Source organism: Streptomyces viridochromogenes, assembly GCF_001270495.1.
Taxonomy (GTDB): domain Bacteria; phylum Actinomycetota; class Actinomycetes; order Streptomycetales; family Streptomycetaceae; genus Streptomyces; species Streptomyces viridochromogenes_A.
The window spans coordinates 37,556-60,170 of the sequence record NZ_LGUR01000253.1; the positions used below are offsets into that span (position 1 = coordinate 37,556).

The 22,615-nt window shown below is 71.0% G+C and carries 18 protein-coding genes and 1 pseudogene; 11 read left to right on the plus strand and 8 right to left on the minus strand.

What is annotated here, in order from left to right:
* Nucleotides 1–9: 9 nt before the first annotated feature.
* The 5 genes from ADK36_RS40775 (at nucleotide 10) to ADK36_RS40795 (ending at nucleotide 5,526) form a co-directional block, all read left to right on the plus strand.
* Nucleotides 10–600, plus strand: a complete 591-nt coding sequence (locus ADK36_RS40775) for a TIGR03086 family metal-binding protein (RefSeq protein ID WP_199830356.1) — start codon at nucleotides 10–12, stop codon at nucleotides 598–600.
* A 110-nt stretch (nucleotides 601–710) separates the two neighbouring features.
* Nucleotides 711–1,805, plus strand: coding sequence for an LLM class flavin-dependent oxidoreductase (locus ADK36_RS40780; protein ID WP_053201220.1), 1,095 nt, complete (start codon nucleotides 711–713; stop codon nucleotides 1,803–1,805).
* Between the two features lie 206 nt (nucleotides 1,806–2,011).
* Complete coding sequence (locus ADK36_RS40785) at nucleotides 2,012–2,728, plus strand: response regulator transcription factor (RefSeq protein ID WP_048586583.1); 717 nt, start codon at nucleotides 2,012–2,014, stop codon at nucleotides 2,726–2,728.
* On the plus strand, nucleotides 2,729–4,150 hold the full coding sequence (locus tag ADK36_RS40790; RefSeq protein WP_048586582.1) for a HAMP domain-containing sensor histidine kinase: 1,422 nt from the start codon (nucleotides 2,729–2,731) through the stop codon (nucleotides 4,148–4,150).
* A 110-nt stretch (nucleotides 4,151–4,260) separates the two neighbouring features.
* Entirely contained in the window at nucleotides 4,261–5,526 is a 1,266-nt protein-coding gene (locus ADK36_RS40795) for an ArgE/DapE family deacylase (protein ID WP_048586581.1), read from the plus strand.
* 13 nt (nucleotides 5,527–5,539) lie between these two features.
* Here ADK36_RS40795 and ADK36_RS49285 read toward each other — a convergent pair whose 3' ends face one another.
* The gene (locus ADK36_RS49285; protein WP_159029320.1) at nucleotides 5,540–5,710 is read right to left on the minus strand and encodes a hypothetical protein; all 171 of its coding nucleotides are present in this window, start codon (nucleotides 5,708–5,710) and stop codon (nucleotides 5,540–5,542) included.
* Nucleotides 5,711–6,165: 455 nt separating this feature from the next.
* Here ADK36_RS49285 and ADK36_RS40800 point away from each other — a divergent pair, with 455 nt between their 5' ends.
* Nucleotides 6,166–10,377 carry an HD domain-containing protein gene (locus ADK36_RS40800; protein ID WP_053201222.1) on the plus strand — a complete coding sequence of 1,404 codons (4,212 nt, stop codon included), beginning with the start codon at nucleotides 6,166–6,168 and terminating at the stop codon, nucleotides 10,375–10,377.
* Between the two features lie 98 nt (nucleotides 10,378–10,475).
* Here ADK36_RS40800 and ADK36_RS40805 read toward each other — a convergent pair whose 3' ends face one another.
* A complete protein-coding gene (locus ADK36_RS40805; RefSeq protein WP_048586579.1) occupies nucleotides 10,476–11,294 on the minus strand; it encodes a lipase family protein in 819 nt (272 codons plus the stop codon).
* A 517-nt stretch (nucleotides 11,295–11,811) separates the two neighbouring features.
* On the opposite strand from ADK36_RS40805, the gene ADK36_RS40810 reads away from it, so the two are divergent.
* Nucleotides 11,812–12,381 carry a DUF1349 domain-containing protein gene (locus ADK36_RS40810; RefSeq protein WP_048586578.1) on the plus strand — a complete coding sequence of 190 codons (570 nt, stop codon included), beginning with the start codon at nucleotides 11,812–11,814 and terminating at the stop codon, nucleotides 12,379–12,381.
* Between the two features lie 97 nt (nucleotides 12,382–12,478).
* Here ADK36_RS40810 and ADK36_RS40815 read toward each other — a convergent pair whose 3' ends face one another.
* From ADK36_RS40815 to ADK36_RS40830, 4 genes are all read right to left on the minus strand, one after another.
* The gene (locus ADK36_RS40815) at nucleotides 12,479–13,006 is read right to left on the minus strand and encodes a DUF6083 domain-containing protein (RefSeq protein WP_048586577.1); all 528 of its coding nucleotides are present in this window, start codon (nucleotides 13,004–13,006) and stop codon (nucleotides 12,479–12,481) included.
* A gap of 255 nt (nucleotides 13,007–13,261) precedes the next feature.
* Nucleotides 13,262–13,984 carry a dienelactone hydrolase family protein gene (locus tag ADK36_RS40820; RefSeq protein ID WP_053201225.1) on the minus strand — a complete coding sequence of 241 codons (723 nt, stop codon included), beginning with the start codon at nucleotides 13,982–13,984 and terminating at the stop codon, nucleotides 13,262–13,264.
* A 277-nt stretch (nucleotides 13,985–14,261) separates the two neighbouring features.
* Nucleotides 14,262–15,539, minus strand: coding sequence for a GNAT family N-acetyltransferase (locus ADK36_RS40825; protein WP_053201227.1), 1,278 nt, complete (start codon nucleotides 15,537–15,539; stop codon nucleotides 14,262–14,264).
* A 159-nt stretch (nucleotides 15,540–15,698) separates the two neighbouring features.
* Nucleotides 15,699–16,595, minus strand: a complete 897-nt coding sequence (locus ADK36_RS40830; protein WP_078916711.1) for an aminoglycoside phosphotransferase family protein — start codon at nucleotides 16,593–16,595, stop codon at nucleotides 15,699–15,701.
* 162 nt (nucleotides 16,596–16,757) lie between these two features.
* Between ADK36_RS40830 and ADK36_RS40835 the strand changes: the two are divergent.
* Nucleotides 16,758–16,973, plus strand: a pseudogene (locus ADK36_RS40835) (dihydrofolate reductase family protein); the annotation flags it as partial.
* A gap of 283 nt (nucleotides 16,974–17,256) precedes the next feature.
* Nucleotides 17,257–17,394, plus strand: coding sequence for a hypothetical protein (locus ADK36_RS47325; RefSeq protein ID WP_234330060.1), 138 nt, complete (start codon nucleotides 17,257–17,259; stop codon nucleotides 17,392–17,394).
* Nucleotides 17,395–17,664: 270 nt separating this feature from the next.
* On the opposite strand, the gene ADK36_RS40840 is transcribed toward ADK36_RS47325, so the two are convergent.
* On the minus strand, nucleotides 17,665–18,207 hold the full coding sequence (locus ADK36_RS40840) for a carbohydrate ABC transporter permease (protein WP_267887444.1): 543 nt from the start codon (nucleotides 18,205–18,207) through the stop codon (nucleotides 17,665–17,667).
* 4 nt (nucleotides 18,208–18,211) lie between these two features.
* On the minus strand, nucleotides 18,212–19,285 hold the full coding sequence (locus ADK36_RS40845) for a LacI family DNA-binding transcriptional regulator (protein ID WP_048586573.1): 1,074 nt from the start codon (nucleotides 19,283–19,285) through the stop codon (nucleotides 18,212–18,214).
* A gap of 121 nt (nucleotides 19,286–19,406) precedes the next feature.
* Between ADK36_RS40845 and ADK36_RS40850 the strand changes: the two genes are divergently transcribed.
* Together ADK36_RS40850 and ADK36_RS40855 are read left to right on the plus strand one after the other, a co-directional pair.
* Complete coding sequence (locus tag ADK36_RS40850; protein ID WP_053201231.1) at nucleotides 19,407–21,536, plus strand: glycogen debranching N-terminal domain-containing protein; 2,130 nt, start codon at nucleotides 19,407–19,409, stop codon at nucleotides 21,534–21,536.
* A gap of 342 nt (nucleotides 21,537–21,878) precedes the next feature.
* A complete protein-coding gene (locus ADK36_RS40855) occupies nucleotides 21,879–22,604 on the plus strand; it encodes a GntR family transcriptional regulator (RefSeq protein ID WP_048586571.1) in 726 nt (241 codons plus the stop codon).
* The last annotated feature ends 11 nt before the right edge of the window (nucleotides 22,605–22,615 follow it).

Here is a 22,615-nt window from a genome sequence, read left to right on the forward strand (position 1 = left end):
GGTCGAGGCATGGACACGAACCCTGTGAGGACGTACGGCATCGGTGAGCTGCTGGGCATGGCGCGCGAGCGGGCGGTCCCGGTGGTCCGGGGCATAGCGGACACCGCCCTCGCCGCTCCCACGCCCTGTGCCGAGTACGACGTGAAGGCCCTGGTCAATCACCTCTTCCAGGTGATCGTGCAGTTCCAGCGGCTGGCCGCGAAGGAGGCGTCGGACTTCGGCGAGACGCCCGACCGGGTCGGCGGGAGTCCCAAGTGGCGGGAGCGGCTCACGGACGAGACGGACCGGCTGGTGGCGGCCTGGTCGGCGCCCGGCGCCGAGGAGGGGACGACCGGCGGGATGAACATGCCCGCGCGGCTGGTGGGCTCGATGGCGCTGCTCGACCTGACCGTGCATGTGTGGGATCTGGCGCGGGCGACGGGTCAGGAGTACCCGGGTGCCGACGAGGCGGTCGTGGCGGAGCTGTCCGCCGCGGTGGACGAGCTGGCGCCGACGGCCAGGAAGATGGGGGTGTTCGGGGAGCCGGTGCCGGCGGCCGAGGGCGCGTCGGCGTTCGAGCGGCTGCTCGCGCGGACCGGCAGGGACCCGCACTGGGGGTAGCCGCGGGCTCTGGTCGAGGGCCATGGTCGCGGGCCCTCGGGAATAGTCCCCGGCCGGGCCCCGTTCTCCGGCTATAGTTGAACCGTCAACAATCTGGAGGGTGAGCGACCATGCAGTTCGGGATCTTCAGCGTCGGCGACGTCACGCCGGACCCGACGACGGGCCGTACGCCGACCGAACGCGACCGCATCAAGGCCATGGTCGCCATCGCGCTGAAGGCGGAGGAGGTCGGACTCGACGTCTTCGCGACCGGCGAGCACCACAACCCGCCGTTCGTGCCGTCGTCGCCGACGACGATGCTCGGCTACATCGCGGCGCGCACCGAGAGGCTGGTGCTCTCCACCTCCACCACCCTCATCACCACCAACGACCCGGTGAAGATCGCCGAGGACTACGCGATGCTCCAGCACCTGGCCGACGGGCGGGTGGACCTGATGATGGGCCGCGGGAACACCGGCCCGGTCTACCCGTGGTTCGGCCAGGACATCCGGCAGGGCATCAACCTCGCCATCGAGAACTACGCCCTGCTGCACCGGCTGTGGCGCGAGGACGTCGTGAACTGGGAGGGCAGGTTCCGTACGCCCCTGCAGAGCTTCACGTCCACGCCGCGCCCGCTGGACGGCGTACCGCCGTTCGTCTGGCACGGTTCGATCCGCTCGCCGGAGATCGCCGAGCAGGCCGCGTTCTACGGCGACGGCTTCTTCCACAACAACATCTTCTGGCCGGCCGACCACACCAAGCAGATGGTCGAGCTGTACCGGACCCGGTACGCCCACCACGGGCACGGCACGCCCGAGCAGGCGATCGTCGGGCTGGGCGGGCAGGTCTTCATGCGGAAGAACTCCCAGGACGCCGTGCGGGAATTCCGGCCGTACTTCGACGTCGCGCCGGTGTACGGGCACGGGCCGTCGCTGGAGGACTTCACGGACCAGACACCGCTGACGGTCGGCTCCCCGCAGCAGGTGATCGAGAAGACGCTGTCCTTCCGCGAGTACGCCGGTGACTACCAGCGCCAGCTGTTCCTCATGGACCATGCCGGGCTGCCGCTCAAGACCGTCCTGGAACAGCTCGACCTGCTCGGCGAGGAGGTCGTACCGGTGCTGCGCAAGGAGTTCGCGGCGCGGCGCCCCGCCGGGGTGCCGGACGCCCCCACCCACGCCTCGCTGCTGGCCAGGAAGGGCTCGGCAGAGGTGACCACCGCATGAGCCCGACGGCTGCGTCCGCGCGGAGGCTGGACGGGCGTATCGAGTGGGCGCCGGACGGGCTGGCGGCACTCTCCGGCCCGTCCGGCGTTTGAGGAGCCCCATGACGGCCGTGTGACGGTGAGATCCCAGTAAGAAGGATGATCGTTAGCTCCCTCACACGGCCCAACCGCCGACGGCCTTGGCAGTATGAACCCGTGCCCCAGACTGTGCTCCTCGCCGAAGACGACCGCGCCATCCGCCACGCCCTGGAGCGCGCGCTGACCCTGGAGGGCTATCGGGTCACCGCGGTCGCCGACGGTGTCGAGGCGCTGGCGCAGGCCCATCGCACGCCACCGGACGTGCTCGTGCTCGACGTGATGATGCCCGGCATAGACGGGCTCCAGGTCTGCCGGGTGCTGCGCGCCGAGGGCGACCGCACCCCGATCCTGATGCTGACGGCGCTCGTGGAGACCCAGGACCGCATCGCCGGCCTGGACGCGGGCGCCGACGACTACGTGGTGAAACCCTTCGACGTGGAGGAGGTCTTCGCCCGGCTGCGCGCCCTGCTGCGCCGCACCAGCGAGTCGAACGGCGCCGCCGCCCCCGTCGACGTACCGAAGCAGCCCGCTCCGGAGACGTCCGGCCGGCTGGTCGAGGCGGCCGGGCTGCGGATGGACCCGCAGGCGCGGCGGGTGTGGCGGGGCGCGCGGGAGCTGGAGCTGACGCGGACCGAGTTCGAGCTGCTGGAGCTGCTGGTGCGCAACGCCGGCATCGTCCTCGACCACTCCACCATCTACGACCGCATCTGGGGCTACGACTTCGGCCCCGGCTCCAAGAACCTCGCCGTCTACGTCGGCTACCTGCGCCGCAAGCTCGACGAGCCGGGCGCCCCGCAGCTGATCCACACGGTCCGCGGGGTGGGTTACGTGCTGCGGGAGGACTGAGTGGGCGCCGCCCGGCGCCGGCTCGGGAGACTGCTGACGGGGCGCCGCAGATCGGGACTCGGCACCACCTTCGCCGTGTCCTTCGCGACCGTGACCGCCGTGGTCACGGTCCTGGTCGGGCTGCTGTCGTACACGGCCGCCGCCCGGCTGGTGCGGGTGGACCAGGAGTCGGTGTTCGACGAGGTCGTGCAGGATCTGCGGGGTGAGGTCCGGCAGCGGCCGATGACCCCGGAGGACTTCTCGTCCTCCGCGCCGGGGCACGATCTCGTACGGCCGGCCCGTACCGATGTGCAGGTGCTGGGCCCGGACGGCGCCGTCGTCGACCCGGGCCGCCCGGGGCTGCCGGTCACGTCCGCCGACCGGCGGATCGCGGTCGACGGGACGGCCGGGCGGATGGTCCAGCACAAGGACGTCGGCGTCGACAGCGACGTCTACCGCATCGCGACCGTCGCGCTCGGCGGCGGGCGGGGTGCGGTGCAGGTGGCCCAGGAGTTCAGCGACACCGAGGACCTGCTGCGGGCGCTCCAGCAGCGGACGCTGCTGCTGATGGCGGCGGTGGTCACGCTCGCCGGGCTCTTCGGCTGGTGGCTGGCCCGGCGCATCACGCGCCGGCTGGTCGTCCTCACCTCCGCCGCCGAGGACGTCGCCCGCACCCGCCGGCTCGGCATCCAGGTGCCGGTCACCGGATACGACGAGGTGGGCCGCCTGGGCCGCGCCTTCGACCGCATGCTGGGCCGGCTGGCCCAGTCGGAGGAGGACCAGCGGCGGCTCGTGCAGGACGCGGGCCACGAACTGCGTACGCCGCTCACCTCACTGCGTACGAACATCTCCCTGCTGCGCCGCATCGACGAGCTGCCGCCCGCCACCCGCGAGGAGCTGGTGGCCGACCTGGGCCAGGAGGCACGCGAACTGACCGATCTGGTCAACGAGTTGGTCGACCTGGCGGCCGGGCAGTCCGACACCGAGCCGGCCCAGCGGGTGGACCTCGCCGACATCGCCGAGGACGTCGCGGGGCTCACCCGGCGGCGCACGGGACGGCGGATCGTGGTCCGCGTGAGCGGCGACACGACGACGGAGGGGCGGCCCGGGATGCTCCAGCGCGCGCTGACCAACCTCGTCGAGAACGCGGCGAAGTTCGACCGCGACGGCATCGCACCGATCGAGATCAACGTCGCCGGACCCGCCCGCCCCGGGACCGTGCGCGTCGAGGTCCTCGACCGAGGGCCGGGCATCGCCGAGGACGACCTGTTCCGGGTCTTCGACCGCTTCTACCGTGCCGCCGACGCGCGGTCCCTGCCCGGTTCGGGGCTCGGGCTGTCGATCGTGCGGGAGGTGGCGCTGTCGCACGGGGGAGCGCCCTTCGCCTTCCGGCGGGAGGGCGGCGGGGCGGCGATCGGGTTCACGGTGGGGGGCTCGGCCTGAGCGGCTGCGGCCGAGAGGCTTCGCCGTCGGTTCTCCCCGGGTATGGGTGACTGGCCGGGGGCAGTCCGGGAGCCGCGCGCGGCGGCCGGCTCGAGGGGAGGAACGTCATCGTGCTGAGTGACGTGGAGGGCGCCGTCCTGGCGGAGATCGACGAGGCCGGGATCGGGCGTACGTTGCTGGAGCTGATCTCGGTGCCGAGTGTGACCGGCAGCGCGGCCGAGTCGGAGCTCCAGCATCTGCTGGCGGGGCGGCTGGAGCGGCTCGGGCTGCATGTCGACCTGTGGTCCATGGACCTGGACGCCCTGCGCGCCGACCCCGGCTTCCCGGGCACGGAGGCCGAGCGCGAGGAGGCCTGGGGGCTGGTCGGGGTGACGGAGGACGGCGGCGACGGGCCCACCTTCGTTCTCCAGGGCCATGTCGACGTCGTACCGCCCGGGGATCTCGGCGCGTGGGCCGGCGATCCGTTCGTGCCCAGGGTGACCGGGGACGTCGTGCACGGCAGGGGCGCCTGCGACATGAAGGCCGGGCTGGTGGCCCACCTCGCCGCCCTCACGGCGATACGGGCCGCCGGGGTGCGGCTGCGCGGGCGGGTCGGGGTGCACTTCGTCGTGGGGGAGGAGGACGGCGGCCTCGGCGCCTTCGGCACGCTGCGGCGCGGCCACCGGGGAGACGTCTGTGTCATCACCGAGCCGACGGGCGGCGCCCTGGTCACCGCGAACGCCGGGGCGTTGACCTTCCGTCTCACCGTGCCCGGCAAGGCGGCGCACGGCAGCGCGCGGGACCAGGGCGTGAGCGCGATCGACGCGTATGTGCCGCTGCACCGGGCGCTGGCCCGGCTGGAGACCGAGCGGAACCGGGACCCGCACCCCCTGATGGCCGAGCACCCGATCCCGTACGCCCTGTCGGTGGGAAGCGTGCGTGCCGGGGACTGGGCGAGCAGCGTGCCCGATCTGCTGGTCGCGGAAGGGCGGTTGGGGGTGCGGCTCGGCGAGGACCCGGCCGAGGCGCGGGCCGCCTTCGAGCGGTGCGTCGCCGAGGCGTGTGCCGGCGACCCCTGGCTGCGGGCGCATCCGGCGACGGTGACCTGGCCGGGCGGCCGGTTCGCCAGCGGGCGGCTGCCGGAAGGGCACCCGCTGCCGGAGGTGATCCGGGGCGCCCATGCCGATGCCGGGGGAGCGGCGGGCCTGCGGGAGTGCGGGGCGCCGTACGGCAGCGATCTGCGGCTGTACGCCGGGGCGGGGATTCCGACCTTGCAGTTCGGGCCGGGGGACATCCGGGTGGCGCACAGCGAGCGGGAGCAGGTGGCGCTCGCCGAAGTGGTGCAGGCGGCGCGGACGCTGGCGGTGACCGTGTTGCGGACGGTCGGCACGAAGTGAGTCACGTCCACGGTCAGCGCCTCCCCCGGAGCGCCCGGAGCACCTCCGCGACGGCCACCAGGATCCGCGCCCGGTCCTTCGACTCGGCTCCGCCGAGGGCGGACCGGACGACGAGAACGGCCGCACAGGCCACGATCAGCAGCATCAGGACGCCGCAGGCGGCGGCGACGAGCACGGGGTCCATCGAGGTTCCTTCCGGAGCACACAACATCGGGGGCGACAGGGAGGACAGTGCCCGAGCGGCAGGGGAAGGTGCTCTGGTCGATTTGCTTGATTCCGGGGGATATCGCAGGTCAAAGCGGTAGTGTGCGGTGCCACGAGTCGTACGAGTCGAACGAGTCGCGTATCTCGGCTCACTCGGCTCCCTCGGGTTGCTGTGCTGTGCGGAAGGCGGGGGCGGCGGTGACGGCGGGACCACTCCGGTACGACAGGGCGTTGGCGAGTCTGATCGAGGCGGCCGGGAGCCCCACCCTGGCCGAGTTACGTGCGGAGATGGCGAAGGACCGGGTGTCGGGCGGGCTCCCTCCGACTCCCTCGATCAGGGACTGGCGTGCGGGGAGAATCCCTCGGGACCGCAGGGATCTGCACGATTTCCTGAACGCTCTGGCGAGAATCGCGCATCGACAGCGCGGAGCCCGCTTGTCGCTCCCCACACCGCGACAGTGGGAAGGCTTCGCCGACGAGGCGCGCCGAGCGCGGACCAAGCGATCGGCCGAGCCCGTCACCCCCGTCGCCGCACCGATCGGGGAGCCCGCGACGGGGCGGCAGTGGCTGGACGACGTGACCCATGCCCAGGCGTGGGAGTTCGTCGAGCAGGGCTCGGAGCAACGGACCCAGGCTCTGAAGGAGCAGTGCGCCGGCACTGTGGGCCGGCTGGCCGAGCTCTACGACCGGTCACGCACCGTCCTCGCCGACGATCCCTGGCAAGACCCTGACCTGGGCGGCCGCATCACCCGCCGGACCAACTTTCTGCTGCACCACCTTCGCCGACATCAGCGGGGAGTCCTCGCCCCGGCCGAGGCGGCCCTGCTCGCGCTGCTGCCCTTCCTCCACCAGACGCACCGCACCATCACCGCGGCCGGGCTGTCACACGTGGACCCGACGAACCTGGAAGACCCCGCCAAGGACAGCCCCGAACGCCTGGCGTACGGGATGCTCCTGCGAGCCCACAAGAGGCTCGTCCGGCAGGCGATGCGCGGTGACACCCTGCCGGACCGTGCGGACGGACGCCGGGAGATCGGGTGGTGGCTGTTCCACCAGTGGGCCAAACGGCAGCCCGGGGATCCTCGTGCCCTGCTGGCCGCTGCCCACGGCGAGGACGGGAAGGACATCGCGACCGTCCTCGACCCCAGACTGCTGCCACGGTTGCTGTCGTGCGCGCACATGGCGCCGCGCAAGCTGTACGAAGAGGGCCGTACGGCGACGTTGCGGGGCGAACCCTTCCAGCTCGACTTCAGCGGCCGGGACTGGCAACAGGTGCGTGAATGGCTGGTGGGGCCGCTGTTCGCGATCGCTCACGCCCTGGCGATAGAGGTCACGGAACTCCCCCCGGCGGCCGTCCGCCACGTCGGCATTCCGGACCCGCTGGATCTCGGCCGCCTCTTCACCACCGTGCGGGACGCGTCCTGGACGGTCCATCGGGACGTTCTCGGGCTGAACGCGACCTGTGATCACCCGGCCGCCGTGGCCGCGCTGTCCGAACAGGCCCAGCTGGTGGACACCCTGTTGCGCGGTGCGCGCAGGGCCAGGCTGGCAGGCGAAGTCGGCGCGTTGCCCGTCTATGCCCACGCCGACGAGGTGCACGAGAAGCACGAGGCGGGCGACGGGGTCGGGCCGGGGAAGCCGGGTGAGGTGATCCGTTTCCGTCTCGACGAGGAACGCGTCCAGGAACTCCTCATGGGCGAGAACCTCTATCGCGACCGCAGTCTCGCCATCCGCGAGCTCTACCAGAACGCTCTGGACGCCTGCCGCTACCGCCGGGCGCGCCAGCACGCACGCGACGGACGCGACACCTACCAGGGCGAGATCACCTTCATCCAGGACTTCGACGCGTCGGAGGGCCGTCACTACCTGGAGTGCGCGGACGACGGTATCGGCATGGACGAGACCGTGCTGGCGGACGTCTTCTCCAGGGCCGGAGTCCGGTTCACGGACCTCGCCCGCTATCAGGAGGAGCAGCAGGACTGGGAGAGGCAGGGCATCACCGTCCACCCGAACAGCAGGTTCGGTATCGGCGTGCTCAGCTACTTCATGATCGCGGACGAGATCCGGGTCACGACCTGTCCCATGGACGGCGGCGACAACGGACGTCTGGAGGAGCTGACCGTTCTGATCACCGGGCCCGGCCACTACTTCAGGGTCCGGAAGACCGATCGGCCCACGGGCCGTGTCGGCACCCGGGTGCGCCTCTACCTCCGGGACGAGGGCAAGGCGCCCTCCTGCGTACGGGAGTTGCGCCGGCTCCTGGGCATCGCGGAGTTCCGCACCGTCGCCAGACACGGCAGCCAGGAGGCGAAGTGGGACCCCGGAGTGCTGCAGCCCCGGGAGGCTCCCACGGGCCGAGTGGACGGCCATGTGGCCCATGGGCACACGGTCGCCTGGCCGGAGGAGGGCTACGGGTCCGACGGGCAGGTGATCTGGTGCGAGAAGGGCGGCGGTGTCCTGGTCGACGGCATCTACACCGAGTCCCGGGTGCGGCGCGGAGTGCTGACCGATCCGGGGAGCAATCGCCGCCCGCGTGGGATCGTGGTCAACCTGACCGGGGGGACCCGCCCTCGCGATCTGTCCGTGGACCGGACGGAGATTCTGGACGACGACGTGTGCCGACCGGTGGAGCGGCTTGTCAGGGATGCCCTGCCGACCCTGCTCTCCGCCGATCCCCCGCTGCTGGACGGCCGCTGGCTGGCCGCGGTCGCGGGACACAGCCCCCGGCTCGCGGATATCGTGACCGAGGTGGCCGGAGAGGCCGGGGTCCAACTGGAACTGCACGGTCACCCCGCGCCCGTCGCCACGGTGGGGTTCCTACCGGTCGACGCCAACCTGGTCCATCGGGCGGACTCGGGTATTCCGGAGTCTGATGGGGCATCAGGCGGCATGCCGGGAGGCGAGGTCTACGGCAGCCCGGACGGCGCCACGTTGCTGTGGCGGCTGCTCGCCCATCGGCCGAATGCCGAGCTGTCCACGCTGACCGAGATGGTGCCGGAACTGTCGCGGGTGAAGGCGGTTCTCGCCGCCCGGCCCTCGGATTTTCTGCTGCGGACCGTCGCCTCGGGGAGGTGGAACACCAGACGCTGGGCCGGTCGTGAGGAGGACGCCGCGACGGTGCGTCCAGGACACGCCCTTGCCGTGGCGGAGGCCTGTGGCATGTCGTACGAGGCGGCCCTCTCCCGCCTGGAACGGCTCAGCCTCCCCCACCCGGGGCGGCCCCGCGACGCGGTCATCGTCGACCCGACCGGGGTGGAGTTGCTCGGCGGGCGGGTGGGTGGCGGTTGGTTTGACGTCGCGCACCCCGTACCGCCGGGGCATCTCCTCAAGGCGGCCCTGGTGCTGAACATCGGCGTCGACGAGGCCGTCGAGCGGATGAGGGCCTTCGGCTTCACCCTGCCGCCCGAACAGGACATGCCGAACGAGACGCCTGAGGAATGGGTGTTGAGCCTCCTCAGTCGGAACATGAACGCCGCCACTCCGTGGCTCGACCTCGACAAGCCTGTGACGGCAGGACACATACTGCGCGGTGTCGTGAGACTCGGCCGGTCCTTCCCTGAGGTCGTCGCGCGACTCCAGGACTACGGGTACCGTCCGGCACTCGGCTCCCTTGACTCGTCGTCGGTCCGGGAACTGCTGCGACACGGATCGGAGTGGGGCTGGGGGGAGGAGGAGTTCGCGTACCTCAGCGCCGGGGAGGCCGTACCGCCGGGCCTCGTCGCTCGCGCGTCGCTCGTGTCGGGCACCCCCTTGCCCGACGTCTCCCGGCGCGTCGGGGAACTGGGCTTCGCCACCGGACCCCTGCCGGAGGCCGTGCACACGACGGATCCCGCGATCCTCGGTGGCTACTACGGCGGGACCGACTGGTACGAGGTCGACGAGGAGGTCGAACTGCCCGTCCTGCTGCACGCTTCCCAGTCGACCGGGCTTTCGCCGAGGGAAGTGGCGTCGCGGCTCCGCGCCTACGGCGTGCTGCCACCGGATGCAGACTTCCCCGGGCATGCCGTCCCAGGTGATGGCGAGGTGCTCCAACATGTCTGTTTCAGCCTGCCGGAAGAGGTGAAGCTGCTCCGGGAGCGGCCCGTGCCCGTACTCGCGGTGATCCGGGCCGCCGAGAACCTGCGCATGTCACCACAGGCCGTCGCGGATCGCCTCGCCCGCTATGGCCTGCACACCGTGCCCGCCACGCTGCCGGCCAAGGCGAGCAGGTACGACACCGAACTGCTGAGTCACCGAACCGGTCACGGCTCGCTCTGGCTCGTATGGGACAAGCCGGTACCTCTACACCATCTCGTCTCCGTGCCACACACACTGATGATGGAGCGGGATGAGGCCATTGCCCGGCTGAAGGCCCTCGGCCTGCGCGTCCCCGAGCAGGCGCTGGACGGCCTGGACCCGACCGACCGCCGCCTGTGCGTCGAGGAGCACGAGCAGGGCGGGGACCGCATGCATCTCCCCCTGTCGCTGGGCCACCCGATCCGCGACTTTCTCAGCATCGTGCGCTTCGCCGGCCTCCCCCTGGACGAACTTCTGCCCCGCCTCACCCGCCTCGGCGTGGAACTGCCCCGCGTGGCCGAAGCCGTCCGCGCCGCTCTGCCGCACGTCCCCGGTCTGGTCATGGCGCCGGAGGAGGCGTCGACCCGGTGAAAGGGTCCTGTGTCCGTCCGTATGAAGTCCCGTGAAAACGGTCACTGTTGGGCCACCGCTCCGTACACTCCGTGACCGTGTTCGAGCTGTCGGCGGAGTCAGACGAGGTTGCGTTCCAGCGCGGTGAGGTAGCTGCCCATGAAGTGGTCGCGGATGCCGTCCCCTGCCGGGGCGAAGGCATCCGTGGTCAGGCCCCGCGCGCGGTCGCCCAGGCCGCCGAGGAGGGACATGGTCTCCCGGACCTTTCCGCCGGAGTCGATATAGCGCAGGACGTCCACGTGGTGGAAGACGGGCTCGGGCGGCAGTTGCGGGACGACGTCGTTGTTGTTGACGAACCGGAAGAGGCGGTTCTTGAACGCCTTGTTGCAGGAGGTCGCCAGCAGTCGGTCGCAGGTGCGGGGCTGGCCGTAGGTGTAGACGCCGTCCGCCAGCTGTTCCGGGTCCTCCAGGTAGAGGCGGCAGCCGGCGAGCATGGCCAGCGCGCCGCCGAGGCTGTGGCCGGTGAACCAGAGTGTCTGGCCGTTGTCGTGGAACTCGGCGAGCGTGTCCTTGACCTTCGGGAACACGGAGTCGAGGGCCTCGGCGAAGCCGTAGTGGATGTGACCGGTGCCCGCCGGGCCGGGACAGGGCGGGGTCGTGGCGTCGGTGAGCCAGTCGCGGATGTTCGCGGGCTCGGTGCCGCGGAACGCCGTGATGATCATGTGCTCGTTGGCGGCCGTGTAGGCCTGGGTGTCCTGGAGCGGGAACGGCGGGGTGAACGTGCTGCGGTGGTGGCGGACCCGGTCGAAGCCCCACTCCCGCAACTGCCGTTCGATGGTGGCCTCGTCCTTGTAGGCCAGGTCGGAGGCGCGGGCGAGCCAGTAGGCGTGGGCGAGGCTGTAGCCGGTGGCACGGTGGTCGATCGGGGGGACGGGCACGGTGCTGCCTCCTGAGAGGGTGCGGCGAGGGCGCGGCGCCTAGCGGCGCGAGATCGCTATCTACCTATCCGGGACTCAGGAGGCGGACGCGGCCCGGCAGTCGATCTTCACTCGAAAGAACCCAGCGGCTGCTTCCCTGGGTCATCCTGGATCGTTCCTGGTCAGGGGCGGGGTCCGAGGTCCCGCCCTGACTCCGGGCGGGTCCGTCGGACCGTCACACCGCCGGACAGGCCGCCTGGTCCGGGGCGCCACCGCCGTCGGGGCTGAAGCCGTACGGGGCGGTGGTCCGGACCGGACCGGACCGGACCAGGGGATCAGCAAGGCGGCGGCGCGGGCGTGCCGGGTGCCCAGTTCCAGGTCGGCGGGGCCCTCGGGTTCGTACGCCTCCTTGGCCACCCTGATACCGGGCCCGGCCTTGACAGACGTGGGCGCCGCGACGGCCGACCGTCCGCGACAATTGCTTGCCTCCCCCGCCCCGGCCCTGCAAGGTCAACTCAACGATTCCGGGAAGGACTCCATGTTCGACGCGATGCAGTGGCTCAACGAGCCCCCTCACTGGTCCGTGGACGACGGCACGCTCGTCGTCACCACCGGCGACAGGACGGACTTCTGGCGGGAGACCTTCTACGACTTCGTCCGCGACGACGGGCACTTCTACGGCAGGGAGGTGACGGGCGACTTCACCGCACAGGTCACGCTGGCCGGGAAGTACGAAACCCTCTACGACCAGACCGGACTGATGCTCCGGGTGGACGAGAACAACTGGGTCAAGACCGGCGTCGAGTTCACCGACGGAACGGCCCATCTCAGCTGCGTCGTCACCCGTGACTTCTCCGACTGGTCCGTGATCACGGCACCCGAGGCCGCGAAGTCCGTCACCTTGCGGCTGACCCGGCACGGTACGGCGATCCGGGTCCAGTTCCGGACACCGGACGGCGCCTGGCAGTTGCTGCGACTCGGCTACCTGCCGCTGCCGGCGACCTGCCAGGTCGGCGTCATGGCGTGCTCCCCTCAACGGGCCGGCTTCAGGGCCAGGTTCAGCGACTTCACCGTCACGGAACCGATTGGCCGGGATCTGCACGCCTGAGACGGACCTGCGCCGGCCGGTACTTGGTTCGGCGCCCCCGTCCCAGGCCATTTCCCCTGGACGTGCCCTCAACGTGCCCTCAACGTGCTTCCCGAATTCAGCCAACGTCCGGCAAGCTGCCCGGGATTCGCTGTTCATCGGCCTGACGCTGCGCGCACCGCGCGTTCTCCTGACGCAGGGTGTCCAGCCACCGCCACAGCCCGATCTCCTCCAGGGTCAGCCCCGGACACGCCAACCGGTGAGGTACCCGGCACTCCGCTCCCGGTGTGGGCTCCTCGGGCCCGCTGTTCCATGCCGTGCCGTTCGAGTCGACGTACCACCGATGCCACGCCGGCACCATGTGCGCGGGCGCCGTCAGACCGGGCTCGAAGAGGACGTACGCCCCGTAGTAGGTCGGGTGGCGCTTGCCTGCCAGCCCACACTGCGGGCACACGGGCGGGGACGGCGGCTCGGGTGCGTCGGCACCGTCCATGGCGGCTTGAGCGCGGTCGACGTTCCCCCACGGCTGCGGGGTGCCTGGTGGCGGCTGGCGCTGCTGGTCCGGGCTGGGCAACGGGACGACGGGCTGCTTGCCGTCGTCCGGGCCGGGTGCTGCGCTGGTGCTCGTCTTGTCTGCTTCCCCCATGCTGCTGAGCGTCCGTGTGCGTCTTATGTGGAGGTAGGGCGCGATCCGGGCGCAATGGTGGGGAAGTGGGGAGCACGGGGCGGACAAGCGTGCCGGGTGGCTCAGAGCGCACACGACAGGCCGCCGCCATCGAGGAGGCCGGGACCTGTCCTCGATGAGCGGCGACCTGGCTGACACCGCCTGCCGCCTAGCGCCTAACTCCTAGCGTCTGCTGCCAGCCTGACGGCCTGACGGCCTGACCGCGGCGGCCCGGCCTCACCTCAGGTGCCGGGCGAAGAACCGGCCCCCGTCCTCCAGCTCGAACGACGGGGTGCCGAGGTGCCCGCCCATGTTGGCGTGCAGCGTCTTCTCCTTGCTGCCGAAGGCGTCGTACAGGTCCAGGGCCCGTTGCCGGGGGTTCCCTTCGTCGTCCCACTGGAGCAGGAGCAGCAGCGGAACGGTGACCTGCCGCGCCTCCTCGCGCTGGGCGCGGGGCACGTAACCCCCGGCGAAGAAACCGGCGGCCGCGATGCGCGGTTCGACCACCGCGAGGCGGATGCCGAGGGCGGCCCACCCCGAGTAGCCGACCGGGCCGCCGATCCCGGGCAGTGCGAGGAGGACGTCCAGGGTGGTCCGCCATTCCGGAACGGCCCTTTCGACCAGCGGGCCGACGAGGGACTCGAAGATCTCGTCGACCGGCTCGCCGGCCTGCATCGCCCGGCGGAGGTCGGCGCGGGCCTGCTCGTCGGCGGCGGAACGGGGCCGGTCACCGCACCCGGCGGCGTCGATGGAGGCCACCGCGTAGCCGTACGCCGCGGTGAGCCGGGCCCGGGCCACCAGCCGGGACTGCCCCTTGGGCAGGCCGTTGTTGTGGGCCATCAGGATCAGCGGAGCCGGTGCGGTGGATGCGGGCGTCCACAGGGTGCCGGGGATCTCGCCGAGGGTGAATTCGCGCGCGAGGACACCGTCGTCGAGACGCTGTTCAGAAGTGAACTGCATGGTCGTGCCTTTCGGGAGTGCGCTTGAACGGCGCTCCCGGACGACCTACCGCCCGACCGCGACCCCGGAGGGGAGCACCCATGTCGATACTGCGTTCACGGGTACCACCTCCTCGTCTCCGGCACGGCCTCCGGAAAGCTAGCAGTGGTCACCGTGGTCAGCCAACGGGCTTTGCCAAGGCCCGTGGCCGATGCCACTCACCCACACCGTGTCAACGCCCTTGCGGCCACAGCCGGACAGCACGAGCCCATGGGTGCGATGCCCCGCGAGCGGGCGGTCAGAACCAGTGCAGGCAGTGCGGGGAGCGCTCGGCGCGGAAGAGTGCGTCAGCGAGGGTGGCTGCTCCTGGGCGGTGGGCCCGGATGTGTCCGGCACGCACGAGCGTGCTCGGGGCAGTGCCGCCGAGGTAGACGGAGCCCAGGTCGCTGATGTCCAGGGACAGGTCGGGGTCCCGGTCCGTCGGGACGCAGTCGGCCTTGCTGTCCTGGACGGTCAGCAGGTAGCGGTCGTGTTCGCCGAGGAACGGGTCGTGGATGTCCAGGACGAGCTCGCCGTCCAGGAACCAGCCGCGTGCCGTCAGCGCACGCGGGACGTCCAGCAGCCGCACCCAGAGCCAGTCCATGTCGCCGCTCACCTCGCCGGCGCGGAAGTCCGCGAGCTGCCAGCGCAGCGGGTGCCCGGGCGGGACGTGCTGGAACACGACCTGAGAGACCAGGTCGTGTCCGAGTACGAACCGGGCCAGGGCCGCGAAGACGGCGTCGTCGGTGGCGATGGTCTCGTCGACCGTCAGAGTGCCGGACTCGGTCGAGTAGCTGGCGTACCCGTCCGGAACGCCGTCGGCGTCCCGGTGGACAGCGACGTAGCGCGGCGCCGGCGAGATCGGGGGCTGCCCCGCGCGCAAGGCCCACCAGCGGTGCGGCCGGGACAGCGCGCCGGGCTGGGCGCGGCGATAGCGGTCGTAGACGTCTTCCAGAATCTCGCCGCATTCGGCCCGACGCAGCACCTCGACCGAGCCGTCGTTCGAGCCCTGGTCCCAGCCCTGGTCCGGGCCCTGGCCCCAGCCCTGGTCTGAGCCGGCCGCCGGTGCGTGGACCACTCCGCGCGCCCGGGGAACGGCGAGGGCGGCCTGGTGGCGCGGCACCGTCAGCCGCGCCGTGTAGGTCGCCGGTCCGTAGCCGAACCTGCCGTAGATCGGGGCCTCAGAGGCCAACAGCACGGAAAGGAACTCCCCGCGGGCCCGCAACTCGGTGAGCTGATGCCGCATCATCGCGCTGAGCACGCCCTGGCGCCGGTGCGAGGGCAGGACGCCGACGGCGGTCACCCCGGGGGCCGGGACGAGGGTCTCACCAGGCAGGGTGAGCTCGAAGGCGTGCGTCGCGGCGGTGCCGACGGGCCGCCCGTCCGCCGTCAGGGCGAGCAGGCAGCGGTCCATTTCGAGCGCCGACCACCAGAGCCCGCCGCCCTCGATCGGGGTTTCCGGGAAGCGCCCGAACGCGGCGTGGACCGTGTCGACGAAGACGTCGAGATCCCTGTCGGTCGTGGGACGGATCTCCATTGCTGCCGCTGCCTCCTCGGGATCGGCACCACGACTCGTGGCGTCTGGCCACAATGCAGCGTTGACCCGAGGCAAGGGCAAGCGAATTACGACCGGGCCGACGGCCGCATCGACGGGAGGGGCGCGCGCCCGCGGTCACCTCTGCGGCCACCGGCCGTCTCAGACGCTCGCCATGATGCGTTCCAAGGAGCGTCGGCCCATCCGGCTCATGGGCGGGTTGCTTTCGACGTAGTACCAGACCAACCCCATGGCTTGAGCGAAGGCCCACGCCTTGCCCCGTTCCCATTCAAGGTCGTCGCACCCCAGGTGATCGCGGAGAACCCGCCGCGGCCCGGCATCGAGCAGATGCCACGCGCTCACGAGATCCAGAGAAGGATCGGCCGGCCCGAAGCCGCCGACGTCAAGAATCCCCGCCAGCCGGCCGGCGGACACGAGCACGTTGCCGGGAATCAGGTCACCGTGGGTCATCACGTCCTCCGATGTACTGCGCGGCAGCTCGCGCAGCGTTGCCCAGAGGCGGCGCAGCCGCGGAACATCCAGGAGCTCCTCGCTGTGTTCGAAGCAGGTCTCCATCCACGCGTCATGGGCTCGCAGGTCGCCTCCCCGGCCTGTGCCGGCAAAGACGCGACCACGTGTCTCGACCGCCCGCAGGTCGCCGATGAGATCGGCCAAGTCGCGGGCGAACGCCGACGATTCGCCCGGATCCTCATCGGCGGCCACCATTCCGGGCAGCCACGTCTGCACCGACCACGGAAGGGGATAGCCTGCCCCGGGTTCGCCCAGCGCGACGGGCTCGGGCGTGGGGAAACGCGTGCGCCCCGCCAATTCGCGAGCCGCTGCGGCTTCGGATTCCAGTTGGCGCCGTGTCGAATCGACGTCCGCGGACTCAAGAGGGAATCGAGCTGTGAACCGATCGCCGATGCGGAAGATGGCGTTGACCGTACCCTGCCCAGCAATACTCCTGACCGGCAGGCTCCGCCACTCAGGAAACTGCTGATCCACCAACGTGCGCACCGTCTCAGGTGACAGGGCCAGTTGGTTGGCGTGCATCTTCATGGTGGCAGCATCCGCGTCACGATCTTCACCGGCAATCCGTTTTTCGTCGCGCAACCTTTCCTGCCGGCAGTCCAGCAGTCCAGCAGTCCGGCGGTCCGGCTGACGGGTATGCCACGCGAGGTGAAGCGCCCGCATCGAGTAACTACTCGGCAGCTATCGCTAAAGGGCAAGGACGTCCGGCTCGGCGGCGGCGTGACCACCACCCGGGAGTTCCTCGACGCCGACCTCGTCGACACCATGCACGTGGCCGTCTCACCGGTGAAGCTCGGGTCCGGGCTACGCCTCTGGGACTCGCCCGAACAACTGCTGGACCGGTTCCACATGGAGGTCGTGCCCAGCCCGAGCGGCGTGACGCACCACCTTTTCTGGCGCAAATGACAAGAGAGGCAACGCGGGAACCTCAGCGTGGCCGACGCGAGTGTTCCAGCAGATGAACGCGTAGGTGTGGGCGAGTTACCACTGCAGACCCCCGTACTCGCCCACAACCACAAACCAACCACGGCATCCATGCCCTCCGGCACGCGTACGTGTCCGTACTCCGGGACGCGGGGGAAAGCATCAAGGCGCTCCCCGAGCACCTCGGCCACTCGGACCCGGGCCGCACGGGAGCCAGCAGGGCAACGCGCATCTGCACCGGCACATCGCCGGCCTGCCGCCGGACGTGCCCTATGAGCAGCAGCAGTTCCACGCCCTGATGGCCGAAGGCGGTGTGCTGGCCATGAGCACCGAGGAGTCCGTCGACATGGCCGCGCGTATCCGTGAACGCATCGTGGCCCGCGGCGGGCTCCGGGTGCTGTGACCGGATCTCAAGTCCCGGGAGCCCGGATACCGAGTGATTTCGCGACAGCCGCCCTGGACTCGTTGAGGCTGGTGCGCCGCGCGTCCCCTTCACCACTTGAGTCGCGGTCCGGAGCCGGAGTTCATGCCGTGCGCACGGTCGACGGCCAGGGCGCGTACCTCAAGATGACGGCGCTGCGCCACCACGGTGCGGTGTTACCGGTTGTCGGCATGCGGTTGTGCGACTCCTTCGGTGGGGGCGCCGTGCGGGTCGCTACGGGTTCACCCGCCGCTACTCCTTGACGGCTCCGGCGTTGGCGCCCCGGACGAAGTACCGCTGGAAGCAGAAGAACAGCACCGCCACCGGCAGTGTCGACAGCAGGGCCGCCGCCAGTTTCAGCGGGTACTGTGTGCCGCTGCCCAGGCCACCGGAGACGAACCGGGCAAGTCCGGTCGTCAGTGTCTCGTACTGGGCGGACTGGGTGGCGACCAGGAAGTGGGTGAACTCGTTCCAGGAGCCCTGGAACGACAGGATGGTCAGGGTGATCAGGGCGGGCCGGGCCATCGGCAGGACCACCGACCAGAAGGTGCGGAACACCCCGGCGCCGTCCACCCGCGCGGCTTCCTCCACTTCCCGCGGGATGGACTCGAAGAACTGCTTCATCATGAAGATGCCGCCCGCGCCCACCAGCATCGGCAGGATCATGCCGGTGTAGGTGTCGAAGAGCCCGAGGGTGTTGAGCACCAGGAACCGCGGGATCAGCAGGGCGATGCCGGGCACCGCCATCACGGCGATGACGAAGCCGAACAGCAGCGCGCGTCCCCGGAAGCGCAGCCTGCTACTCGGCTGACTCGGTCGAGTCCGCGGTGCCGTCGCCCGCTGCGCCGCTGCTGTCGCGCACGACCAGCGACGGCTCCAGCAGAAGGCGCTCCGGCGGTGCGTCCGGCGTGGCGATCCGCGCCAGCAGCAGCCGTACGCACTCCCGGCCGACCTCCTCCAGCGGCTGGGCGACGGAGGTCAGCGCGGGGAAGAGGTTCTCGGCGGTCGGCGAGTCGTCGAAGCCGACCACGGCGACATCGCGGCCGGGGGCGGCGCCGCGCTCGCGCAGCGACTGGTAGCAGCCGAGGGCCAGCATGTCGCTGGCCGCGATCACGGCGGTCGCGCCCGCGTCCAGGAGCGGTTTCACGGCGGTGCGGGCCGCGTCGATGTCACCCACCGTCTGCGCGCGCCGCCCGCGGGTCGGCAGTCCGTGCCGGCGCATGGCCCGCTGCCAGCCCTCGGCACGGTCGTCACCGGAGCCGGAGCCGCGTTCCCAGCCCAGGAAGGCGATCTTGCGATGCCCGAGGGCGACCAGGTGCTCGACCGCGGCGTCCGTGCCCGAGGCGCCGTCGACGTCGACCCAGTCGCCGATCTGCCGCCCCGACCAGATCCGGCCGAAGGCGACGAACGGCACACCCCGTTTGGCGAGCCACGCCTGGCGTGGGTCGTTGCGGGCGGTGCCGCTGAGCACGAAGCCGTCGACCTTGTGCTGGTCCAGCAGTTCCTCGTACCCCTGAAGGGTCGGGCCGCCGGGCGGGCAGGCGAACAGCAGGATCCGGTATCCGGCCTCATCGGCGGCCTGCGACAAGGCGTGCAGGAACCGGTCCAGGACCGGGTTGCTGCTCAGTGTGGGCAGGATGCCGTAGCCGATCAGCTTGCTGGAGCGGGTGCGGAGCGTCTGCGCGGCGCGGCTGGGGCGGTAGCCCATCTCCTCGATCACGCGGCTCACCCGCTCCAGGGTCTCGGGACGCAGCATGCCGGGCGAGTTGATCGCGTTCGACACGGTCTGCGGGGAGACCCCGGCCCGGGCGGCGACCATCGCGAGGGTCACCGGGCCGTTCTTGGCCGAGGAACTGTTCTTGGAGCGGGGCATGAGGCTCTCCGGCTTGCTGAGGAGATGTGTGCTTGGTTTTAGCGTTCCAAAAGCGTTTTCATCGCTCTGACGTTTGACTTAATTTCCTTTGAACGATTCAACGCTGGGAGGTTCTACTTCCTTGGACACCACTGTCAAGACCCAGGACACCAACGGCTCGGTCACGGCTCCCTCCCCCGTGACCGGCGGTCTGCAGCCGTTCCTGCATGACGCGGTCGTCACACTGCACGCGCCGAGCCTCGTGATCTCGAGAGAAGAAGGGCAGCTCAGCGGGGGTGCGGACGGCTTTTACCACGGCGACCGGCGGGCGCTTTCCCGGCTGACCGTCACCGCCGAGGGCATCGCTCTGGCGCCCGTTCAGGGCGGGCTGCGGGGCGCGGACCGCGCCGGCTTCCGGGCGATCCTGCGCGGGCTCGGCGAGGTGACACCGGACCCGGCCGTCGCCCTGCACCGCCGCCGCAGCACCTCCGACGGCCGCTTCGAAGAGGTCTTCGAGGTCACCAACGCGGGCGGCGAGCACGTCCGCCTCCGGCTGACGGTGAGCGTCGGCACGGACCTCGCCACCATGGAGCAGGTCAAGTCCGGACACGTCATCGCGGAGGCACCGCCGCAGGTCGCGGGCGGCGACACCACCGGCCTCGCCTGGTCCACGGACGACTTCACCGTACGACTGGCCGCCGAGCCCGCACCGGACGCGCTTCGGGTGCCGACGGGCGAACTGTCCTACGACATCGACCTCAAGCCCGGCACATCGTGGACAGCGACACTGACCTGCACCGCCACCTACGCGGACGGCGACCAGTTCCCGGCGCCGCCCGCGGGCCGACTGCCCTGGCGCATCCCCGTGCTGCGCAGCGCGGACCGTCGCTTCGACCGGTGGCTGGAGCAGTCCCTCGCCGACCTGGACCGGCTGCGCCTGACGGACCCGCGGTCGCCCGACCCGGACCGCCCGGACCAGTTCCTGGCCGCCGGCGCCCCCTGGTTCCTGACCCTCTTCGGCCGCGACCCGCTCTGGGCCGCCCGCATGCTCCTCCCGCTCGGCACCGAGCTCGCCGCCGGAACCCTGCGTACGCTCGCGCGCCGCCAGGGCCTGGTCACCGACCCGGCCACGGAGGAGCAGCCGGGCAAGATCCTGCACGAAGTGCGCCGCGACACCCTCCAGATCGCGGACCGCCTCTCCCTCCCGCCGGTGTACTACGGCACCGTCGACGCCACACCGCTGTGGATCACCCTGCTCCACGACGCCTGGCGCTGGGGCCTGAACCCGGCCGAGGTCGAGGAATTGCTTCCGCACGCCGAGGCCGCGCTCGCCTGGATGCGCGAGGCTGCGGACGCTTCCGGCGACGGCTTCCTCAAGTACGTCGACCAGACCGGCCACGGCCTGTCCAACCAGGGCTGGAAGGACTCCGACGACTCCATCCGCTACCGCGACGGCCGCCGCGCCCACGCTCCGATCGCGTTGTGCGAGGTCCAGGCGTACGCCTACGAGGCCGCGCACGCCGGAGCTGCACTGCTGCGCGCGTTCGGCCGCCCGGGCGCGGACGCCTGGGAGGAGTGGGCGGACCAGCTGGCCGCCCGCTTCCGGGAGCGTTTCTGGGTGGAGGACGAGAAGGGTCCGTACCCGGCGGTCGCGCTAGACGGCGATGGCAGGCCGGTCGACTCGGTCACCTCCGGCTTCGGCCACCTCCTGGGCACGGGCCTGCTCAACGCGGAGGAGAGTGCGCTGCTGGCCGCCCGGATCGCCGGGCCCGACCTCGACGCGGGGCACGGTCTGCGCACTTACAGCAGCGACGCGGTGGGCTACAACCCGTACGGCTATCACGTCGGTTCGATCTGGCCGCACGACACCGCGATCGCCGTACACGGCCTGATCAGGGCCGGCTTCCCGGACGCCGCGGCATCCCTGGCCGACGGCCTGCTGACGGCGTCGGCGGCATTCGACGCCCGCCTGCCCGAACTCTTCGCCGGCCACGGCACCGAGGCGGGCCCCGGCCCGGCCCCCTATCCAGCGTCCTGCCGTCCCCAGGCGTGGGCGGCCGCGTCCTCGGTCCTCGTGCTTCAAGCGGCCTTGGGCCTGAACGCGGACGTCCCGGGCGGCACGGTCACCGTGGCCTCCACGTTCGCCCGGAACTACGGACCGCTGTCCCTGAACGGGTTCCAGGTCGATGGGAACCGACTGGACGTCACGGTGACAGCGGACGGAGCAGCGCAGGTGACGGCACCGGGGGAGTTGGTCGTGACCATGGACTGATGTGACGGATCGCGCTACGTGGTTCTGGCCGCCCGTCCGGACACGCGGTCAGAACCCGCTACATGGCCATCACATGACGAGGGCGGGTCAGAAACCCCGCCCGAAACCCCCGAAGCCCCAGCTCAGGGTCGCACAGCTCAAGACGCTCGTCAGTGACGACGGGACGACCAGCGTCGGCTCGGCTTACGTAGCCTGCCCGGGTGGCGGAGAGCCGTGATCTTGCCGGTTGCGCAGCGAGGGCGGGGCGCTGCCCTGGGTCTCCCGGTGGAGCTTGCGGGTGGACGCGTCGCCAGCCGTAGTCTGTATACAGCAGAGTGTGCGTAAGGATGGACAGGGAGTCTCATGGCCCGGGCGATTGGCAAGAGCGAGGCGGTCTACGAGCGGCTGAAGGGTGACATCGAGTCGCTGCGGATGCGGCCGGGGGCCAAGCTGAGTGAGGTCCAGCTGGGCGAGGAGCTGGGGGCTTCACGGACGCCGGTGCGGGAGGCGATCCGGCGGCTGGCCCGGGAAGGGTTGGTCGACTTCGTGCCGGGGGAGGTGGCCCGGGTGGCCGGCATCTCCCTGGGCGGTGTGCGCGCCCTGTTCGAGTTCCGGATGCTGCTGGAGCCCCGGGCGGCCGCCTCGGTCGCCACGGCGGGCTCGGCCGACGAGCGGGTGCTGGCGCCGTTCCGTGAACTGCTGGAGCGGCTGGAGGTGTTCGACGAGTCCTTCCGCGCGCTGGACTCCGCCGCGCAGGCGGGCTCGTACCAGGAGTTCTACGACATCACCGAGGCGTTCGACCAGGCGGTGATCGCGGCCTGCCGCAATCCCTACCTCGCCCGCACGATCCGTGACCTGCGCAGTCAGACCGTGCGCCTGCGACACCTCTCGCACAGCGGCCCGCGTCGCATGCTGACCTCGCTGGAGGAGCACCGCGCGATGCTGAAGGCCGTCACGCACGGGGACGCCCAGGCGGCGGAGGCGGCCTGCCGGCATCACCTCGCGCAGACCCTGCAGGCGCTCATCGACAGTCTGACCAGCCAGGATCTGACACTCGCTACGGACGTGTCGCTGGACGTCGCGGGCTGAGACGCCCCTTC